15 protein-coding genes are annotated in these 20,814 nt (G+C 51.3%); 9 read left to right on the forward strand and 6 right to left on the reverse strand.

From position 1 onward, the window contains the following. Positions 1-308 precede the first annotated feature (308 nt). A complete protein-coding gene (locus ACN5NT_RS04185; RefSeq protein ID WP_136795331.1) occupies positions 309-1,529 on the forward strand; it encodes a response regulator in 1,221 nt (406 codons plus the stop codon). Between the two features lie 140 nt (positions 1,530-1,669). Here the strand turns inward: ACN5NT_RS04185 and ACN5NT_RS04190 are convergent, their stop codons facing one another. Then, on the reverse strand, positions 1,670-2,068 hold the full coding sequence (locus ACN5NT_RS04190; RefSeq protein WP_136795332.1) for a roadblock/LC7 domain-containing protein: 399 nt from the start codon (positions 2,066-2,068) through the stop codon (positions 1,670-1,672). 471 nt (positions 2,069-2,539) lie between these two features. Between ACN5NT_RS04190 and dtd the strand changes: the two genes are divergently transcribed. From dtd to ACN5NT_RS04215, 5 genes are all read left to right on the forward strand, one after another. Beyond that, positions 2,540-2,989, forward strand: a complete 450-nt coding sequence (gene dtd / locus ACN5NT_RS04195) for a D-aminoacyl-tRNA deacylase (RefSeq protein ID WP_136795333.1) — start codon at positions 2,540-2,542, stop codon at positions 2,987-2,989. Between the two features lie 60 nt (positions 2,990-3,049). Next, positions 3,050-5,968: an insulinase family protein gene (locus ACN5NT_RS04200; protein ID WP_419174607.1), complete on the forward strand. Its 2,919-nt coding sequence runs from the start codon at positions 3,050-3,052 to the stop codon at positions 5,966-5,968. 270 nt (positions 5,969-6,238) lie between these two features. Further along, the gene (locus ACN5NT_RS04205; protein ID WP_419174608.1) at positions 6,239-7,252 is read left to right on the forward strand and encodes a GlxA family transcriptional regulator; all 1,014 of its coding nucleotides are present in this window, start codon (positions 6,239-6,241) and stop codon (positions 7,250-7,252) included. Between the two features lie 120 nt (positions 7,253-7,372). Beyond that, the gene (locus tag ACN5NT_RS04210) at positions 7,373-7,978 is read left to right on the forward strand and encodes a DJ-1/PfpI family protein (protein ID WP_419174609.1); all 606 of its coding nucleotides are present in this window, start codon (positions 7,373-7,375) and stop codon (positions 7,976-7,978) included. After that, a complete protein-coding gene (locus ACN5NT_RS04215) occupies positions 7,965-8,882 on the forward strand; it encodes a DMT family transporter (protein ID WP_419174610.1) in 918 nt (305 codons plus the stop codon). The genes ACN5NT_RS04210 and ACN5NT_RS04215 overlap by 14 nt, the downstream gene beginning before the upstream one ends. 115 nt (positions 8,883-8,997) lie before the next feature. On the opposite strand, the gene ACN5NT_RS04220 is transcribed toward ACN5NT_RS04215, so the two are convergent. From ACN5NT_RS04220 to larA, 4 genes are read right to left on the reverse strand one after another with little or no spacing between them, the layout of a single operon-like run. Then, positions 8,998-10,044 carry a TAXI family TRAP transporter solute-binding subunit gene (locus ACN5NT_RS04220; RefSeq protein WP_136795338.1) on the reverse strand — a complete coding sequence of 349 codons (1,047 nt, stop codon included), beginning with the start codon at positions 10,042-10,044 and terminating at the stop codon, positions 8,998-9,000. Positions 10,045-10,056: 12 nt separating this feature from the next. Next, positions 10,057-11,436 carry a sigma-54-dependent transcriptional regulator gene (locus ACN5NT_RS04225; protein WP_228721414.1) on the reverse strand — a complete coding sequence of 460 codons (1,380 nt, stop codon included), beginning with the start codon at positions 11,434-11,436 and terminating at the stop codon, positions 10,057-10,059. A gap of 30 nt (positions 11,437-11,466) precedes the next feature. Beyond that, a complete protein-coding gene (locus tag ACN5NT_RS04230) occupies positions 11,467-13,263 on the reverse strand; it encodes a sensor histidine kinase (protein WP_419174611.1) in 1,797 nt (598 codons plus the stop codon). Continuing rightward, on the reverse strand, positions 13,260-14,567 hold the full coding sequence (gene larA, locus ACN5NT_RS04235; RefSeq protein WP_419174612.1) for a nickel-dependent lactate racemase: 1,308 nt from the start codon (positions 14,565-14,567) through the stop codon (positions 13,260-13,262). The genes ACN5NT_RS04230 and larA overlap by 4 nt, the downstream gene beginning before the upstream one ends. A gap of 418 nt (positions 14,568-14,985) precedes the next feature. Here larA and ACN5NT_RS04240 point away from each other — a divergent pair, with 418 nt between their 5' ends. The 3 genes from ACN5NT_RS04240 (at position 14,986) to ACN5NT_RS04250 (ending at position 19,647) form a co-directional block, all read left to right on the forward strand. Further along, entirely contained in the window at positions 14,986-16,008 is a 1,023-nt protein-coding gene (locus ACN5NT_RS04240) for a TAXI family TRAP transporter solute-binding subunit (protein WP_136795341.1), read from the forward strand. A gap of 111 nt (positions 16,009-16,119) precedes the next feature. Then, positions 16,120-18,228: a TRAP transporter permease gene (locus tag ACN5NT_RS04245; protein WP_419174613.1), complete on the forward strand. Its 2,109-nt coding sequence runs from the start codon at positions 16,120-16,122 to the stop codon at positions 18,226-18,228. A 30-nt stretch (positions 18,229-18,258) separates the two neighbouring features. Beyond that, entirely contained in the window at positions 18,259-19,647 is a 1,389-nt protein-coding gene (locus ACN5NT_RS04250; protein ID WP_419174614.1) for an FAD-binding oxidoreductase, read from the forward strand. Positions 19,648-19,702: 55 nt separating this feature from the next. Here ACN5NT_RS04250 and ACN5NT_RS04255 read toward each other — a convergent pair whose 3' ends face one another. After that, entirely contained in the window at positions 19,703-20,743 is a 1,041-nt protein-coding gene (locus tag ACN5NT_RS04255; protein WP_419174615.1) for a hypothetical protein, read from the reverse strand. Between the last annotated feature and the right edge of the window lie 71 nt (positions 20,744-20,814).

Below are 20,814 nucleotides of genomic sequence, written 5' to 3' on the forward strand. Positions count from 1 at the left end.
CTCATTATACTCGCCTGCCTGAATTTCGAAAAATAGGCCAGGCTCCGCTATGTCCCATGCCAACTGGTCAGTTCCTGGCCAGTTGACCAGTTTCTGACCACCTCTCTTGACGGCCAGCATTCAGCCCCTGCCCGCCACACCAGCAAACACACTCGCATTATCATACACTTAAAAAACATTTTCCCAGGAGCCTTACTCTGGCATCTTACTTGCTCTTTATCCGGTAACAACGTGTAGTAATTTGGACTTTTGTGGACAGAAACTGACCACTTCTCCTATTTGCACCATATAACGTCATGAGGTAGACAATGAAACGAGTCCTGGTCGTCGACGATGAAGCGGACATGCTCTGGATGCTCCAGAGAAACCTCAATAAAGGAATGGAGGATGTCGAGATCCTCGCTGCTGAATCCGGTGAAGAAGCGCTCTCCATTCTCAGCGATAAAGGGGTAAATCTGGTAATTACCGATATAAACATGCCGGGCATGAACGGTATCGATTTGCTGATGGAGATTTCCTCTCGCTATCCGCAGACCGGGGTTATTATTATGACCGCCTACCCATCCAATACCTATGAAAGCCAGGCGATGCTGAGCGGCTCCCTGCGATTTGTCGAAAAACCATTCGACATCAATGACATGCGCCAGATAGTCAAGGACACTCTGTTTTCAGAGGAAGGCTTTCAGGGCACGGTGGACGGTGTTGACCTCATGGATATTGTTCAGTTCAACGGCCTCTCACGGGCAACAGCGGCCCTCAAGGTGACCACTGCCAACAATGAAGGCATGATCTTCTTCAAAGATGGTGACGTTGTACACGCCATGTGCGACTCAGAGAGCGGTGAGAACGCTTTCTTTCGCATTCTTTCTTTCCAGGGTGGCTCACTGCAGAATATACGAGGCGTTGAACCGCCGGTGATGAGTATCAAGAAAGGGCTTGATGGTCTGCTGCTTGAAGCCGCAAATCGCTCTGATGAAACTGACCCCAAAGAATTTCGCTCGGCAGCGGAAGCTCCAAAGATCGAAGATATCGACCTTGATGTATTTGAGGCGGAAGACAGTACAAGTAACCAGGAACCGGAATTCGACGAGTCGTTTTCCCCTGAAGATGATATTGCAACAGATCAAATATTGAACGACTTACCAACTACAGCAGAAGAGGAATTTGAAATGACAAATATTCAACAGATCCTGGCAGAGTTCACCAATATCGAAGGCGTTCATACAGCATGTCTGGTTGGTCGCGACGGCTTCCTCCTGGATAGTCTCGCCCGCCCCGGGATCGATGCGGAGATGATTGGTGCTATCGCCTCCTCCGGTTTTGGTTCTGCCGAGTCTATGGGAAATCAACTCGGCCAGGGCGATCTGAACATGACGATGTTCGAGTATGGTAATGGTCCGGTTATGTTTGCTCCAGTTGGCTCCGAAGCTTTTCTGGTAATAGTCGCAGACCAGGACACCAACCTTGGCTGGATTCGTATCGCTATCAAGAAGCACTCAAGCAAAATTGCCGACGTGGCTCAGCTCTAACGAGCAGCGGCCGATCTATCACTCATTGCCGCCTGATGATAAAACAGTCAGGCGGCAATGGGTGAGATGCAAGTTTATTCAGACAGACAAAACCACCCGTGGCAACGACATTCCGTATACACTCCAGCAGTATCCGAGTGTTACACCTCGTAGTGCTTTTCCAAAAACTCCTTGAACTCGCCAAAAGATTTTTCATATTCCTTGATCAGCATCCTCGCTTTACCAAGCCAGGTCTCTTTAGTGGTCATCAGGAAAATAAAAAACGGTTGCCCCGGCTGATGGCGGATGATGAAGTGATACTGGCTGGTGGTAACCAGAATGTCATCGACTTCTTCGTCGTCTGCAAGCAGCTTAATTGCCTTTGCATTCGATTTTACAATGGAAGCAAGGTAAGCGGACGCCGCTGCAGTCTCAAGATCTTCCCGGCTACTTGCCTCGGCTATGGACATGCCGTCTTCGATGGTAACGACCGCTGCGGCAAGAATACCCGGTAGCTCACCGGACATTTTCTCGATGAGGCTTTGAATTGAATTGATCATGGTCTTCCCTGGAAATGCAGAAATTAGCAATGCGCATCAAAATTGGTGCGTATAACCTGAGCACTATACCATTCATGACAGCCGAAGTGAACTGAAGAATGCTCTTCAGTTCCACAAGGGTATTGTAATTGTTACAATCATCGGAATATCTGCAGACATCAGATTGTTTCCTTACCAGGTCTTTCAGACTACTCTCCAGCTACTATCTGACCGGATTGCTGTAGGCCCCCCTCAGATCTGTTATATTTTATCAGGCAATCGCTTCATTCAAAGCTTGCTTACTCTCCCATCATCCTTATAATTCTTTGGATTCGTCCGTCCCTATCAGCAGCGTATCCCCTTGATGGACAGTCACCGAACAGCACCACGGCCTGAGCCGAGTCGTAACGATTACACCAGCAAAGATCACCCGATGCCAGCAGTCGATTTGGCTAGAAAGGGTAAAATCATATACTATATGAAGACAGAGGCATGCGAGCAGTAATCCAGAGAGCAACAGAGGCACAAGTAACAGTAGACAACAAGGTAACTGGCAAAATTGGCCCGGGTCTCGTTGTCCTGCTTGGTATTCACCGTGAGGACGGTGCCGGAGAAATCCAATGGATGGCGGAAAAAATCATCAATCTCCGCATCTTCGAAGATGATGAGGGGAAAATGAACCGTTCTCTGGCTGATACCGGCGGTGAGATGCTCATTGTCTCCCAGTTCACCCTATACGGAGATTGTCGCAAAGGTCGCCGCCCAGGCTACTCCAGTGCCGCACCTCCTGAAATTGCTGAACCGCTCTACCTGGAATTTGTCCATGAAATAGAATCTCGCGGCATTACAGTAGGTACAGGTACCTTTCAGGCAATGATGCAGGTTGAGCTGATCAATGACGGTCCTGTCACCCTGCTACTCGACTCACAAAAGACTTTTTAACGCAATTCCTGCGATCCAGGAGGGAAAATTGCCTTCCATAACCACTAAACAGGACATCACATGACATTTCAGACAAGGAATACCTATTCAGGCTTTACCCTTGTAAAACATGCCAGGATCGACGAGATCCATTCCGATGTGTACCTTTTTGAGCATGACCTTCTTGGCTGCCCATTGCTGGCCATTAAAAATAGTGACAATAACAAGACTTTTTCCGTAGCCTTCAACACAATACCAACCGATTCCACCGGTGTAGCCCATATTCTTGAACATTCAGTGCTTATGGGCTCGAAGAAATACCCGGTAAAGGATGTCTTTGGCGAGATCAACAAGGGCGGACTGATGACATTTCTCAACGCCATGACCGGTTCGGATGTCACCTACTATCCTTTTGCCACCAGGAATATTAAGGAATATTTCAACATCATGGACGTTTACTGCGATGTTGTTTTCAATCCTCTGCTTGAGCGCTCCACCTTTGATCAGGAAGGCTGGCACTATCACCAGGAGAGTGAGGATGCACCACTGGAATATCAGGGAGTTGTCTTTAACGAGATGAAGGGGGCATTTTCCGACCCGATCCGGCTCATCTTTCATCACATCTTCGGCGGCCTGATGCCGAACTCAACCTATGCCCATGAATCTGGCGGTGATCCTGCTAATATTCCAGATCTCAGCTATGAGCAATTTTGTGATTTCCACAAAGAGCACTACCATCCCTCCAACGCCTTCTTCTTTGTCTATGGTGATGCACCACTGGAAGAAGAGCTGAGTTTCCTCCAGGAGAGGTTCCTCTCCGCCTACTCTGAAAAGGGTAAACGAACCACCATCGAGGAAGGCGACGAGACCACCAGACCAGTTTTCATTACAGATCATTACGCTGTTGACTCTCACGATACCAAGGAGAAGACGTTCCTGGCCGTCGGCACCCATGTTTCTACGGTACTCGACCGGCAACAGAGTGCCGCCTTCCAGGTCATCGCCAACATCCTCTTTAACTCCGACGGTTCACCGTTGAAAAACGCCATCACCTCAAGTGGCATGTGCAAGGACTTTGGTGGGTTTTACCTTTCGTCCTCATGTTTCAAGACCTTTATGATCAGCTATCTGGTCGGCAGCGAACCGGAGCATCGGGACAGCTTCCTCGAGCTCTACAACACCACCTTGAGGGAAATGGTGGAGAAGGGGCTTGATGAAGACCTGGTACTTGCTGAACTCAACAAATATGAATTCAGCCTGCGCGAAGAGGCAAGTAAGGCTCAGCGTGGACTTGACCTGATCGGCAAGGCGATGACCGCCCTGAAGTATGGCACCGATCCTTTTGAAAACCTGGTCAATGAAGAACTGATCAGCTCATTGAGGCAAAAAGCACTCAGCGGCGATTATTTCGAGTCGCTGATCAGAGAATACCTGCTCGACAACCAGGCCACTGTCACGGTCACCCTCATACCGGATCCCGACAAGCAGGCTGCAACCAAAGCCGTTGAAGAGGAGCGACTGGAAGCTTATGCCGAGACGCTCACCAAAAAAGAGCGCAAGGAACTTATCAACCGCACCCGCAAGGTGATGGAGCAGCAACAACTGCCTAACGACATTGAGACACTTTCCCTCTTGCCTCATCTCAGCCGCGAGGATCTCACAAGCGATATCAATTTTCACGTGACCGAACCCAGCAGGCTGTTCGGCCAGGAAGTTCTGGTGAACAGGCTGGAAACCAACCATATCAGCTATTTAGACATTGGTTTCGATGTCAGCTGTCTGCCTGTAAAGTTGCTCCCTTTTATCGACTTATTCGGTACCATCATCACCGAAATTGGTACCGAGAGGTTGGATTTCAAACAGTTTGCCAAGGAGATAGCGACCTGTACCGGCAATTTCTCCCACTCCCTCAGCACCTATTCACACGGGCCGGTGGACCAAAACCTTAAACCCGTATTCTGGCTCCACCTCAAATGCCTGCCCAGTTACCTTGAACGTTCCCTGAAACTGGTGGCCGAGATTTTACAGGATCTCTCTTTGAAAGACAAAGCCCGTATACGTGAGATCGTTGGCAGGGAATTCGCCTGGTCTGAGCATTCCGCCCAGAGTGAGGGCTATACCCTGGCCTCCGCCCGGGTTTTTGCCCATCTCAGTCAAGCCGGTCAGTACAATGAGTATTTCAACGGCATCACCGCCTATAAGAGCCTGAAAGATCTTGCACTCAATTATGAGAGCAGAGAGGAAGACTTTCTCGATAACCTGCAGGCAATCGCCAACACCCTCTTCAACCGACGCAACCTGCTGATGTCCATCACTGCGGAGCCAGAAGAGGTCGAACTGTTCGAAAAAGTCGGCAATTGCCTGATTGAGGGCCTGTCTGACGAGCCGGTCAGCAAGCAGGAGTTGCCGGCCATGGACCTGCCCCGGCACGAGGCATTCATAACTTCATCCGAGATCGTCTACAACATTCAGGGAGCCAATCTTCTTGACGCCGGTAATGGCTATAACGGGCATTTCGAAGTTCTGAAGACCTACCTCTCAAGAGATTACCTCTGGAATACTGTACGTCAGATGGGAGGTGCCTATGGTTGCTTCATCCAGTTCAGCCAGATTACCGGCAACCTGGCCTATGTGAGCTACCGTGACCCCCAGGTGAAGAAGACGTTTGACGCCTATAACAACGTCCCGGCAATTGTCGCCGGCCTCGACGTTCCCGACAAGGTACTCCAACAACTGGTTATCGGCACCTATGGGAATTTTGACCCGCACCAGAGTGCCGCCGCCAGGGGCGCAAGTGCCCGAAATGAATATCTGAGTGGTATTGATTCCGATTATAAACATCGACGATTGGCGGAAATCCTCGACACTACGGTTGACGATCTGCGGCATTTTGCCGGCTCATTTGAGCGAATGATTCCCAACAGCTATCGTGGAGCTATTGGCAACCGTGCCAAAATCGAAGCTGACAGAGATCTGTTTGACGCACTGACCGAATTATAGGACTGTCAACACAACTGCCCCTTGGTGGCAGTTGTGTTGGCACATTCTCTATAATTCCCTGAACAACAAGCTTGGGGAGACCGCCAGTTACTCCTTCACTGGGCGGTCTCCCCAACTGCTTTTCCCTCGCCTCAACCTCGTTCCCCTTTTCAATTACCCTTTCATATTGACCTACAGCTGTCCGAATCTGCGGCTTTTATGTCATTGCGGACAATTCGTTTTTCTGTGACTATCAGTTCACAACAAACTCACCAATATTAAGGGTAGATAATGTCCAATCCAACGCAAGACCATACCAGCAGGCACATTCTCCAGTTCGTCTTCCATGGAGCCCAGGCCCTCGATATTACAGGCCCGCTTGAGGTTTTCTCCCTTACCAATGAATTCCTGGCACGCAGGTCGGCAAGCCTGAATCATCCCTATAAGATCGACCTCATTGCTGAAAAATCCGGCCCGGTCACTCTCTCCTCAGGGCTTCGATTAGTTCCGAATTACTGTCTTGAATCTCCGGTCGAAACACCTTGCTTCACTGCGGTCGATACTTTTCTGATCCCAGGTGGAAACGGTGTACAGGCAGTGAGAGAAAATGGCACTGTGCTCTCTTTTATTCGGCACCAGTCAACAATAGCCAGACGTCTCGCCTCCGTATGCTCTGGAACATTCCTGCTTGCCCAGGCCGGATTACTTGAAGGAAAGACCGTCACCACCCACTGGCAGGTTTCCTCCCGGCTTGCCCACGAATTCCCGGCATTACAGGTAGAACCAGACCTCATTTATACAAGAGACGGGAATATCTATACTTCTGCAGGTATTACAGCGGGTATAGACCTGGCTCTCTGCCTGGTCGAAGAGGATTATGGCCGTAAGGTATCCCTCGCTGTGGCCAAGGAACTGGTAGTTTATATGAAACGTCAGGGTGGTCAATCCCAATTCAGCAGTGCGCTCAACCTCCAACATGCCAGCCCGACTGTATTGGGGGACATCATTTCCTGGATTCGGGCCAATCCCACAGCTGATCTCTCCATTCAAAACCTCGCCAGCCTGACACGCCTGAGCGATCGTCACTTCTCCAGGAAATTTAAGATAGAGACAGGATTTTCTCCCGGCGTTTTTGTCGAGAAAGTGCGAGTTGAGCACGCTGCCAAGATGCTCGAAAACAGCTGTGACGGGCTGAAGTCCATCGCTGCTGATTGCGGATTTTCAAGTGAAGAGATGATGCGTCGCTCATTCAAACGACAGTTGAATGTTTTGCCCAATCTTTATCGCCAGCGCTTCGGTAAATAGCTGGATGGCTTATTCATCCAGGGATGCTCCTCTGCCGGCCAGCCATACTCGTTCATGGCGTAACCCCCTTTTTCTCCGATCATCCAGATACGTAAGCTGAAATCACTAAAGGAAATACAGATGAAGACAGACATCGCCCTGCTGCTTTTTGAAGATACTGAGGTCCTTGATTTTGCAGGTCCATTTGAGGTATTTTCCGTCACCGACGAATTACACCAGCATCAATTCTACAATATCTACACCGTTGGCCTGGAATCCATTCCGGTTAAAGCGAAAAACGGTTTGCAAGTTGTGCCGGACTATTGTCTAAGTAATTGCCCAGCTCCGGAAATTCTGATAATTCCAGGCGGCTCCGGAACTCGCGCTCTGCTCGAAAATGCAAATTTTCTCGACTGGATACGGTGTACTGCTGCATCCTGCAAACATGTGCTTTCAGTCTGCTCAGGCTCCCTGGTGCTCGCCAAATGCGGCCTGCTGGCCGGGCTTGGCGCAACGACTCATCATCAGGTACTCGCCGAGCTTGAAGAACTGGCTCCGGACAATGATATTTTCCCGCAGAGGCGTTTCGTAGATAACGGCAAAATCATCACCTCCGCCGGAATCTCAGCCGGAATCGATATGTCACTCTATGTCGTCGGGTTGCTTCATGGCCCCGACGCCGCACGAAAAACGGCACAATATATGGAATACCCACTCAACACCCGGGCTAACAATGCAATCTCCTGAATTTTCAGATAGTAACAAACCCACAGTGCTGCCATATCTGGCTTGCCTCTTTTTCATTTTTACCTGGGCGGGCTGGATTGTGGTTTCCCGCCACGGCACCCAGACAGCAATGACACCGGTGGACCTCATCTTTATTCGCTTTATCACCGCGCTGATTGTCTCCAGCCCACTCTGGTTTTTCTATAAATGGCATAAGATACCGTGGTATCGTGTGATCCTGATGGCCTGGGGAACCGGCGCGGTCTACCTGCTCTTTTGCTTTGGTGCCATGAGCAACGCCAAGGCAGCCAGTGCAGGCGTACTGATAAATGGCTTGTTGCCTCTTTTCGGGGCGATCATCAACTTTGCCTGGACTGGTCAACGGGCCAGCCGCATCACCCTGTTGTGCATTGCGGCAATTATCATCAGTAACAGTCTGCTCATTCAGGGTGATATGGTCTTGCTCAATTCCGGCCAGGGAGCACTTTCAGTACTGTTGTTTACCGCCGCATCATGTACCTTCAGTTTTTACATGGTAACTGTAAAAAACTGGGGATTCACCCTGATGGATGTCGTTATCTGGGTACCGATCGTCAATGCTCTTACCATAATCCCGATCTGGTTCTGCAGCACTTCCGGTCTTCCTGCCACCCCGATCTCTATCATCGCCAGCCAGGCCGCCTTCCAGGGAATCCTTATCACGCTTATTGCCGGAGCAATAATCGCCTATGCGATTCGCTCTCTCGGCCCAATGACCACTTCCATGTTCGGGTCGTTTGTGCCCGCCGTGGCCGCTGTTCTGGGGCTCATCTTTTTAGGGGAGCAACTCACCCCCCTCGAAATTGGCGCTATCGCTCTATGCACCTGTGCCCTGCTGGTCAACAGCAGATGGGGAGCCGGCACTCAGGGGAAAGCACTCAAATAAAGGCTGGTTGTTTCCAGGAGATTGCCTTGAGTGCCCATAAATTTCTTCTGCAGCACGTTCTTTTCTGTAAATCGAGTGCCGACAAACTCAATAAAAAGCACTGTGTTATTAAAGTCTAACGGCTTATGAGCGCATCAGGTATCTCCACCCCCATCTCCCGATAGTATCTGGCAGCGCCCGGGTGAAGAGGTACCGGCAAACCGGTGATTGCCTGCTCAAGCTTCATCGCCTCGGTGATCGGATGAATATTATAGAGAAATTCCAGATTGTTATAGATTGTCTTCACGATATGATAGACATCCTGATCGCTGACATCTGCACGAACTGCCAGGAAGTTCGGCTGCGCTATAGTCCTTATCGGACGGTCCTGCCCCTGATAGGTGTTGGCTTCGATAATATACTCACTCCACAACTGCTGCCTGCTATTCACAAGCCCCACCTGCTCAGCAGTAAAATCCAGTACCCGAATGTCCTTTCCTAGTGCTGAAAAGGCCTTATTCACTGCCGTAACCGGCGGGCCTCCCGGGATACTCATAATCTGGATGGTACCCTTTCGAATTGCATCGGCACTGTCGTTATAGGTCAGATTGACCAGCTCGAAATCTCCCTTCGCTTCCAACCCAAGCCGATCGAGAATATAGCTGCTGGACCCTGCACTGCCTGAGTGGACCTCACCAAGAGATATCTTTTTGCCGGTTATCTGCTCAAGGTCCGCAACCGTGCCGCTCTGCACGTAATCCGACTGGACTATAAAATGCTCAACATTCTGCCAGAGCATGGTTATCGAGCGTAGGTTTTTCTGCGGACCCTGTTGCACGAACGGCCCCTTGCCATCCCAGGCCCATGAGCCATACAATCCCTGCAGGATAGCGAACTGCGCCTCTCCCTTTCTCATCAGTTGAAGATTTTCCGCTGAACCTGCCGATCTGATGGCTGTGAGCGATAAACCATACCCCGGCTCAAGCTTTACCTTGGTAAGGGTTGCCAAAGCCACACCAACCGGATAGTAGGTACCTGCGATATTGGCTGTGGCCAGCACATATTTCCGCTCTCCCGCCGACTGAACTGACCCTGGAACGATCACGGTAAAAAGCAGACAAGCGAACAGCACACTACAGGTCCATGCCCACCACCCCTTACTGAAACACAATTGCAGATTCATGCCCGCCCCCTCTCAATCGTCCAGATAATCCGTTCTTACCAGACCATGCTTTACCATCTTCTGGTTCAGGGTACGCCTCGGCAGGTCCAACTCTTCCATTACCGCCGTGGCATTGCCTTTATGTCGCTGCAGTGATTGTTCAAGAACACATTTCTCGAAACACTCGCTCTGTTCAGCCAATGATTGCTGAGCCTCCATCACACCATGTGGTTCCGTGTTTCCGAGCAGGTAGGCTATACGATTGTCACCACGTTGCGAGGTAAGCACATAACGCTGGGCAATATTTTTCAACTCACGCACATTGCCGGGCCAGCTATGGGCCATCAATGCTGTTATGTCGGCCGGTGTCAGCGGATCAATCCCCCGATTATAGCGTTTGGCTGCAAGATCTGAAAAATATTCAAAGAGTAACACAATATCCCGCCCCCTTCTAGACAAAGGCGGCAAGGTGATCCTGGCCACATTCAGCCGATAGTAGAGATCTTTTCTGAGCAGTCCCTTTTCACAGGCAGACTCCGGCTCGACGTTGGTGGCGCTGATTACCCTGATATTTATCGGTATTGTTTTGGTGCCGCCAAGCCGTTCTATTTCCTTTTCCTGCAACACCCGTAGCACCTTGGCCTGCATGTTCAGCGGCATGTTATTGAGTTCATCGAGGAAAAGCGTGCCACCATCAGCCTGTTCGAACTTGCCGATCCGACGGCCGACAGCCCCCGTAAAAGCGCCCGGCTCGTGACCGAACAACTCATTTTCAAAGAGCCCTTCCGGAATTGCACCACAATTGATAACCACAAACTCCTGGTCAGCCCTCTCGCTGGCATCGTGCAGGCAACGGGCGGTCACCTCCTTGCCTGAGCCGGTTTCGCCAAAAAGGAATACGCTGGCATCGGTCGGTGCAAGCTCCTGAATCTCCTGATGCAGAAACTGCATCGCCTCGCTGGTCCCGAGCAGTTTACTCTCAATGCTGTCCCGATCCTGCTGAAGACGCTTTTTCAACAGACGGTTTTCCAGCACCAGAGCACGCTGTTCCTTGGCCCTGCGCACTGTTTCAAGCAGGATATCCGGCTCAAACGGTTTTTCGATAAAATCGTAGGCACCTTTGCGTATCGCCTCCACCGCCATGGGAATATCACCATGGGCAGTGATCAGTACCACCGGTATCTTTCGGTCAATGCTCTGCACTTCATGCATCAGTTGCATACCGTCGATATCTGGCATCCGAATGTCGCTGACGATGACCCCGTTGAAATTGCGGTCGATTATCTCCAACACTTCGCGCCCGCCGCTGAAAGCCTCAACGTGCAAATCAGCAAGTTCAAGCCACTGACTCATAGCAAGGCGCATCGCCTCCTCGTCATCAATCAAATAGATGTTTTCCAGCCCCTTACTCACTCTTCAACACCTCCAATTTCTCGTCTCATATTATTGCATCTGCATGTCAGCATTATTACCGAGAGGAAAACTGAGCAGAAAACAGGCTCCGCCTCCATCACCATTACTCGCAATAATTGTTGCTCCCAGCTCCTGCAATATCGAGTAGCTAATTGACAGCCCCAGCCCTAAACCGTCGCCATCTTGCTTTGTGGTAAAAAACGGCTCGAAAAGATACTCCATAACATCGGCCGCGATGCCTGCGCCATTATCTGTAACCTGCAACCGGGCTTTGCCGTCACCTGCTGTAATCTCAATATCAACCCTGCCATCATCCCGCTCTTTGAGTGCATCCATACTGTTCACCAGCAGATTAATCACCACCTGCTCCACCCTGACCGGATGCCCTTGGATAACTGCACAGCCTTTCGGCAACAGTTCAGTGGAGACAGCGATATTCTTTTCTGCTAACTGAGCCGAGAGAAATTGAAGTACATTCTCTACACAGACCACCAGGTCCACCGGTTCACTTCGACCGATATTTTTCCGGGAAAAATTTTTAAGCTGCGCTGTGATTGAAGCCATCCGGTCCGTAAGAGAACCGATCAACGACAGGTTTTTCTTCACCTCATCATGCCTGCCCCGCTCCAGTAAAATAGAACAACTCGCCAGAAATGTCCGGATTGCTGTCACCGGCTGATTGAGTTCATGGGCCACGGCGGCCGACATCCGGCCCAGCGCAGCAAGCTTTCCTGTCTGGATAAGTTCCCGCTGGGTTTCCCGAAGACTCTTCTCGGTCCGCTTATGCTCCTGAACCTCCTTTTGCAAAAGCAGGTTCAGCTCGCGAACAGCCTCTGCTTCCGTGGCTTTTGTGAGTGAAATTTGTTTCGCCTTTCGTTCCCTCAGGTAGAGGACCATCAGAAAAATAATAACCGAGGCGGCAATGGCCGCAATCTGGGTTGCCCGCATCAAGGTCGCCACCGGTGCCAGGCTTTGCAGGTAGTGCAGCCTCCAACCATATTCCGGCAGCTGATTCGATGTTTCCAGATAGGTGTCCTGACCGATTTCCAGGATGTTGCCGAATGCGCTGTTTTGTCGCACCATGGGCAGGACTTCCAACTCTTTTTCAAGATACTGGTTGGTAATGAGCCTTTTTCTGGTTGGTTTTGAGAGCTGCTCTATAGTCCGGTAACGGTATTCGTCACTGGTTGATAAAATAAAAACCCCGTAAAAATCACTCACCAGAATCGTCTCATCACCATCCCGCCAACTCTGCTGCAATGATCCGAGGTCCACCTTTACTGCAACTACCCCGAGCAGGACCCCATTTTCATAAACAGGAGATGAGATGAAATAACCTGGCTTTCTCGTTCGAAGCCCAACCGCATAATAACCGCCGGAATCCCCCCTTCTGGCGTCGAGGAAATAGGGGCGAAAGTTAAAATTCTGGCCAAGCAGGGAGAATTCACCGCGCCAGTTACTGGCTGCTACCGTGGTCCCACCCTTATCCAGTACGAAAATGAGGCAACCTGTCGCTGCGCCGAAATCTTCCAGATGCGGATTGACCCGTATCTCATCCAGCTCACCTTTCAACAGGGAGCGAATTCGCGCATCCCGTGCCAATACATAGGGAAGATGACGGTATTTTTCCAGGCTGTCCACCAACACCCGCGAGTAATACCCTGCCCTGGTACGCCCGTCGCGCTGTAGATCGTGCATAGCCTGCTGCTCCACATAACGGCACAGTGCCCAGGCAGCAGCGCCAAGCAGCACAAGAAAAGACGCTGCCAGCAGCCATGTGACTTTCTTATTGCGGTGGGCTGTGCCGCTTGCAGTGGCAGGTCTCATGGTTGAACAACTGTCTTCCCGCCAGCGATACCGGTTTTCTGTTTCGTGACCAGAAGAGAACTATTCGCGACAATCCCAACCCTGCAATCAGTATCAAGATCGTCAAGTACCAGCTGTGCCTGATCCGGCGATATTTTTTTCACCCCGATCTCACGACAGATTTCCTCATCAAGATCGGTGATCAGAGCAATACGAATACGTCTGGTCTTCTCCATCATAGCCAGGGCCGTACCACCGTTGCCGACATAGCACGCAACCAGTTCAGTAAAGGCCTGCTTCCAGCCCCCCATCCGAAAATATGGTAAAAAGGTCTTGGAGCCTATCCCGTCCCGGCACTCAGCAAACATTATCAGCGTACCACCATCTTCAACCAGCGGAGCCGCATTATGAATCGACTTATGGCTCTGGATGAAATTAATATCCTTGGGAAAGCCGCCGGCAGAGGCAATTACCAGCGGATATTGTTCTTTTTGTTCAACGGTATAATAGCTGTCCAGCTCATCACAGGCTGCCAGGAAATCCTGGTAGCTGTCACCAAAAATGAATCTCGCCACCTCACCTTTGCTGTCGAGAATACCGTGAATCGAATGGTAGTCCGGCATCCTTGACTGCATATCACGCAAATCATCAGCCAGGGGATTGCCCACCAGATTTCCGGGTCGGCAGCCGGCTGATAGAGTTGATTGCTCTGGGTCGAGGAAAAGTCGATGATTGGCATAAATCGCCTCCCGTTCACCGAGCCCGGGAAAAATAAGTTTTCTGCCGCCCCCGTAACCGGCAAAGTAATGGTGAGACAGGGCACCGACAGTCAGTACCAGCCCGGCGGAACAGAGTTCTTTGCGGACCCGAACCGGTGTCCCTCTGCCGGTTTTCCCCAGTTCCTGGAACTGTTCTTTCTTTTCACAATCGTGGTGAATAAAACGATAGTTGTTATACACTTCACCATAGGCTTTCAGACACTCGTCATCGCTCTGCCTCGGATGAGTGCCATAGGCGATAAAAAAGGTTATCTCTGCCGGATCAACGTCCAGCTCCTGCAATGTAGTCACCACCCAGGGAAGGATGGTTGTATACCCGCAGAGCCGTGTCTTGTCAGCCACCACAATGGCGACATTGGTACTTTTGCCCCGTTGCATCAACACCGGCTCAACGAGATCCCGTAACCTCATTCGGAAATCACTCTCTTCAACCGCATATTCCGGTTCCCTGAATGAGTAGTGAACCGCATCCTGAGAAATGTTGAGCGAGCGATATCCCTTACCGCCATCTAATCCCTGTCCGTAGGGAAGTTCTATCTGCTGCATTTACCCTCCATATTGCCAGCCATCATTGAATTCACTCTCGCAGGCGTCAGACTCTTCGCCTTTCCCTGCCGTCAAGCAACATAAAGAACAAGAACCGTTCCAGTTGTCAGACTCTTCTCACTGCTGGCCCAACTCTGATTCATAGCACGAAATCAATACGATATGCAATCAATGCCAAATCATGAGCGAAACCATAAGCAAGATCTTGCCGATAGCCAGTTCCCCATAGGCAAAATTTTGCCGATTGACTCCCGGACTCTATGCGGGCATTCTTGTAAATAGCCTAATACGCGTCTCTTTCACAACCGCCATTCTGCAATCCGCCATGGCCCGCCTCTTGCTATATGGCAACTTGGAAATCTAACAAACACGAAGTAACGGTTGGAGGTCAACCCACCCATCTATCAAGGAGGAAGTTATGAAAATTACATCGGCGATAGCCCGTTGTGCCCTGGTAGCCTTTACTGCCACCCTGCTCTCGACTGCCGCTGCCACCGCGGCCGAAGAGAAGAACTACCTGCTCGCCACTGCCAGCACAGGCGGCACCTATTACCCTGTTGGCGTAGCCATCTCGACCCTGACCAAGGTGAAGCTACAGCCTACAGAAGGGATCGGCATGTCTGCTATCAACTCTGCAGGCTCAGGTGAAAACATCAAGCTGCTGCGGGACAATGAAGCGCAATTTGCTATTCTTCAGGGCCTCTATGGCTACTATGCCTGGAACGGCAAGGGTCCGATCAAAAACGAAGGCCCACAAAAAGGGCTGCGCTCGGTAACCATGCTCTGGCAAAATGTTGAACAATTTACCATCGCCGCCGACAAAGCCGCCACCGGAACCATCGAGGATGTTCTCGCCTTAAAAGGCAGCCGTATGGCGCTTGGCAAGAAGAACAGTGGCACCCTCGGCTCCAATACCGTCCTGCTTGAAAATCTTGGCATGGATCCAGCCAATGATTTTGACCTGGTTTATGTCGGCTACGGCCCCAGCGCCGATGCCCTGCAAAATGGTCAGGTGGCAGGAATGTCCACCCCGGCAGGAACCCCTACGGGAGCTGTAACCCGCGCCATCGCCGCCATGGGAGACAAAGCAAAACTCCTTGAGTTCACCGATGAGCAGGCCGCAAAAGCTGACGGCGGCCTCGGACTCTGGACTGAATACATTATCAAGGCCGGCACCTATCCGGGCCAGGAAAAAGACATCAAGACCATCGCACAGCCAAACTTTCTTGCTGTCCGTGCAGATGTGGATGACGAAGCCGTCTATAAAATCACCAAGACCATTTACGAGAATCTGGCATTTTTAAACGCAATCCACAAGGCCACTGCCGTGATGCAACTTGAAAAAGCCATCGCCGGTCTGCCAATGCCCCTGCACCCCGGCGCCGTGAAATATTTCAAGGAAGCTGGTCTTGAGATCCCTGAAAAACTGATCGCCGATTAATCGACAGCAAGCAAATTTCTTTGTTCGAACATACCGGCTCCCCTTTTTTCGGGAGCCGGTTTTCTGTATTACCTTCTACCAGTAATTGAATCAGCATTACGGGAGCACCTCATGCAAACCGACGACATTTTCATGCCAACCAAGGGATTTGCCGGTAAAGCTATCTTTTATATAGGTATCCTCGTCTCTTTGGTTCACATCTACTTCAATATCTTCGGTGTGCTCCCAACGCTTACCCAGAACGCACTGCATTATTCCGGCTTCGCCATTCTCTGCGCCCTTGTCTACCCCTTTCGGGGAGTAGGTAAAAAACGAGGCCGCTTCGGTCTGGTCTTTGACTGCCTGCTCGGTGTTACTGCAGCATTCTGCGCGATTTATATGATCGCTATGGAAGATGCCATTTACGCCCGCGGTGTTCATCTCAGCAGCATTGAGTGGGTTGCAGGTACCATCCTCATCCTCACCGCAGTTGAGTTTACCAGAAGGGCCACCGGTTGGATTATCCCGGTGCTGATCCTGCTCGCCCTGAGTTATGTGGGCTGGTGGGGTGAGTATGTGGGCGGAGTATTCAGATTCAGCGGACTTTCGGCTGAAACAATACTTTTCCGCTCGGTGTATGGTGATGATGGTCTGTTCGGCAACATCGCCAGAATATCGTCAACCTTCGTTTTCATGTTCATCCTCTTCGGCGCATTTTTACTTCGCTCCGGAGCCGGGGACTTTGTCATAAATCTTGCCAGGGCCGTGGCCGGCAGGATGATTGGGGGCCCCGGACTGGTGGCGGTTTTTGCTTCCGGGCTTACCGGTACCATTTCCGGCTCTGCTGTGGCCAACACAGCCTCCACAGGAGTCATCACCATCCCGCTGATGAAACGGGCAGGCTTTGAAGCCCGCTTCGCCGCAGGTGTTGAAGCAGCGGCTTCTACCGGCGGTCAGCTTATGCCGCCAATCATGGGTGCCGGCGCCTTTGTAATGGCCAGTTACACCCAGATCCCTTACACCACCATCGTGCTCTACTCGATCCTGCCCGCGATACTTTATTTCGCCACAGTCGGTTTTTTCGTGCGCATCGAGGCTAAACGTACCGGTATAGGTATCGTCGAAGATGAAAAACTGGGCGTCATGAAAGTTTTGAAAGAAGGCGGCCTGCCCTTTCTGCTGCCGGTATCTATCCTGATCGGTATGCTGATTTATGGCTTTACTCCCACCTACGCCGCAGGCTTTGCCATTCTCTCTGTTGTCGTCTCATCGTGGATGACCCCGAACAGGATGGGTGTTCAGGCGATCATGGAGGCGCTGGCCCTGGGTGCGCGCAATATGGTGATGACCGCCATTCTGCTCTGCAGTGTCGGCCTGGTTGTCAATGTTATCGCCACCGCCGGAATCGGCAACACCTTTTCACTGATGATTACCGAATGGTCCGGTGACAACATGCTGATAGCAATCCTGCTTATCGCCCTGGCCTCGCTGGTGCTCGGCATGGGGTTGCCGGTCACTGCTTCCTATATCGTGCTTGGCACCCTGTCCGCCCCGGCGCTTTATACACTCATAGCAGACGGCCAGATCGCCCAGACCATCGCCAGCGGTATGCTGAGTGAAGACGCTAAAATGATCTTTATGATGGCGGTCCCCGACAAAGCTGAGCTTCTGGGCCAGGTCATGCCCCTGGCCCAGGCCAGGGAATTGTTTGCTTCGGTGCCACTGGAGCTGAGCGATACCCTGCGCACTATGCTCATTGCTCCGGAAGCAGCCACTTTCGCTCTACTTTCGGCCCATATGATCATCTTCTGGCTCAGCCAGGACTCCAACGTCACCCCGCCGGTCTGCCTCGCCGCCTTCACCGGCGCCGCCATTGCCGGTACACCGCCGATGGCCACCGGTTTTCAATCCTGGAAGGTCGCCAAAGGCCTTTATATCATACCGCTTCTTTTCGCCTACACCAATCTGCTCGGCGGCTCACTTGCCGAAGTTCTCACCATCTCATTTTTCGCCCTGCTCGGGCTCTATTGCTTCACCAGCGCCATTCAGGGGCATATGGAAAATCCCGTCCCGCCACTGGTACGTATTGCTCTGCTGGTACTGGCTTTTTTCCTGTTAAAACCAGCTTCACTCGTCATTCATGGCGTTGCCGCAATACTTTTCTTGCTGCTATTTGTCGTAAACTTTACAATGAAAGCCCATAAAAAAAATCCTAACGCGAGTCAACCGGCTTCAGCGTAAAGAGATACCCGCAAGGAGATATGCAGTGCCATGAACAACGCAATTCAACGCGAAATTGAAAACATAGTAGGTAAGGATAAGGTCTTTGGCTCCGTTGAGGATAAAATTGCCTACTCCTACGACGCCACCGGCGAAGAACATATGCCGGATCTGGTGGTTCACGTGTCAACCACAGAGCAGGTTTCCCAAATCGTCAAACTCGCCAACAGGGAAAATATCCCGGTCATCCCCCGGGGTGCCGGCAGCGGCTTCAGCGGCGGCACCGTGCCGATTAAGGGCGGTATCGTCCTGGTTCTGACCGATATGAACCAGATTCTTGAGGTGGATGAAGACAACCTGGTGGCGGTTATCCAGCCTGGAGTCATCACCTTGCAGCTTCAGCAGCATGTGGAAGCTCTCGGCCTGTTCTACCCGCCGGACCCCGCTTCACTCGATTTTTCGACCATGGGCGGCAACGTGGCCGAATGCGCCGGAGGCCCTCGCTGTGTGAAGTATGGAGTCACCAAGGATTATGTCCTCGGCCTGGAAGTTGTTACCCCCACCGGCGATATTATCCGCACCGGTGGGCCGACCATGAAAAACGTGGTCGGCTACGACCTCACCAAGCTCTTTACCGGCTCCGAAGGAACTCTCGGTATCATCACTGAGATCACCCTGAAACTGGTGCCAAAGCCGGAAGCCAAGCAGACCATGATGGCTCAATTCACCTCCATCGATGGTGCTGCCCGCGCAGTATCGGCAATCATCAAGGGCAAGATCATTCCCACAACTCTTGAATTTCTGGATAAATCCACCCTCGAGTGCCTGCGGGAAGGGGTGAATGCAGATATCCCCGAAAGCTCCGAAGCCCTGCTGATCATTGAAGTCGATGGCGAACCCGAACTGCTGACCAAACAGATCAACCGAATTATTGAAATCATTGAACCTTTGGGTATCGTTACCACCCAGGTCGCAACCACTCCTGAAGAATCAGACAAAATTTGGAAGATGCGCCGCAGTGTCAGTGCGAGCCTGAGAAATGTAGCACCGGACAAATTCAACGAAGATATTGTCGTACCCCGTTCCCGAATCCCCGAGATGATCAGAAAACTCGAAGCGATCTCGGAGAAATTCGGCGTGCCGATCGTCAATTTCGGCCATGCTGGTGATGGCAATATCCATGTCAATGTGATGGTCGATCTGAAAGTTCCGGGAACCCAGAACAAAGTCGACAAAACCCTGAAAGAGGTCTTTGCCGCTGCCCTTGAACTGGGCGGGTCTGTAAGTGGGGAACATGGCATCGGCATTACTAAGCTACCCTTTATCGCCATGGAGCTTGATCAGGCCACCAGAGATTGCATGGTGACTATTAAAAGAGCACTGGATCCGAAGAATATCATGAACCCCGGGAAGATTTTTCCTTCGGAAAAATCTTCGTGAGAAGTCAGGAGGAGCGAGTGAGGGGATGCCCCTCACTCGCTCCTCCCCGCCTGCCTTAATTTTTTCTCAAATAGCCCTGCACATACTCCACCGCTTCTGATCGGCCCAATGGTCGCAATGCAAAAAACAGTTCCCGGCACGCATTCAGATCAAGCATCCGGGCAATCTTTATGGTCTCCAGGTCATTTCTGGTGTAAGGAAAGTTTTCTTTGTCTTCCAGAATCTCTTCTTTCCAGACCAGCTTGGCATAGACCAGGGTCTGGGCACAGAGCATTTCGGCGCGGGCTTTACTGATCTTTCTGCCAAACATATATGCCAGGGTCAATTCATCGCCCGGGGCAACCATGCTGCCCATATAGCCGCTTGCGCGCATCTCCTCAAGTTCGATGAAATGTGTTTTCAACCGCCAGCCCCCGCCTTCGGCGGCTAACTGCTGAAAGAGGTATTTCTTCAGCAACAGGTGCATGGCCCCGGCTTCCACATAGATGCTGTCGCTGTGCGGCAATAACTTCATGATCTCAGTCGTCCGCAATTGGTCGCGCAGCCTGAAGCGCGCCGCATCAGCCCGGGCGAAAAGGTCCATGGTCCTTAGGATTTTCAGATAATCTGTTCCCCGCACCGCCTTGTAATAGGCTATCAACCGCCCGGTGGCTACCCGTTCGTGATCATATACCTGAAACTCCACTGAGGAGCGATCTATATCAGCCGGACCATTACCATCCGCCAGGAAATCCTGTATCCGATAGAGATGATGCCAGAACGGCTCAACCTGCATCACCTTTTTGCCCAGTCTGTGAAAATCCCTGACCAGCCGGTACTGCTCGGTAGAAAAAAGCGGATATTCGACGTCGAGTTCCAGCAGGTGATCTTCAATAGACTGCTGGCCCTCCAACATCCTGTAAAAGTCAGGGTGCGACGGCTCTTCAAGCACTATCAGCTTGCTGAGAGACATCAACTCGGCAGTTCTCTGCAGGGTTTCCGGTCGATGGGTAGACAAGGCCAGGGTCAGGGTTTTCATTCGGTAACAGTAGGTACTCTTTGGGCAGAATCCAGTATTGCTGATCTCCGCACCGGCGGATTGATACCTTTTGCCCACACAATAACTCTTCGTGTACCCATACAAATATGCCACCAGGCTTATTTCAGAAAAAATGCTATGACATTATG

The organism is Desulfosediminicola sp. (genome assembly GCF_048381775.1).
GTDB lineage: Bacteria > Desulfobacterota > Desulfobulbia > Desulfobulbales > Desulfocapsaceae > Desulfopila > Desulfopila ganghwensis.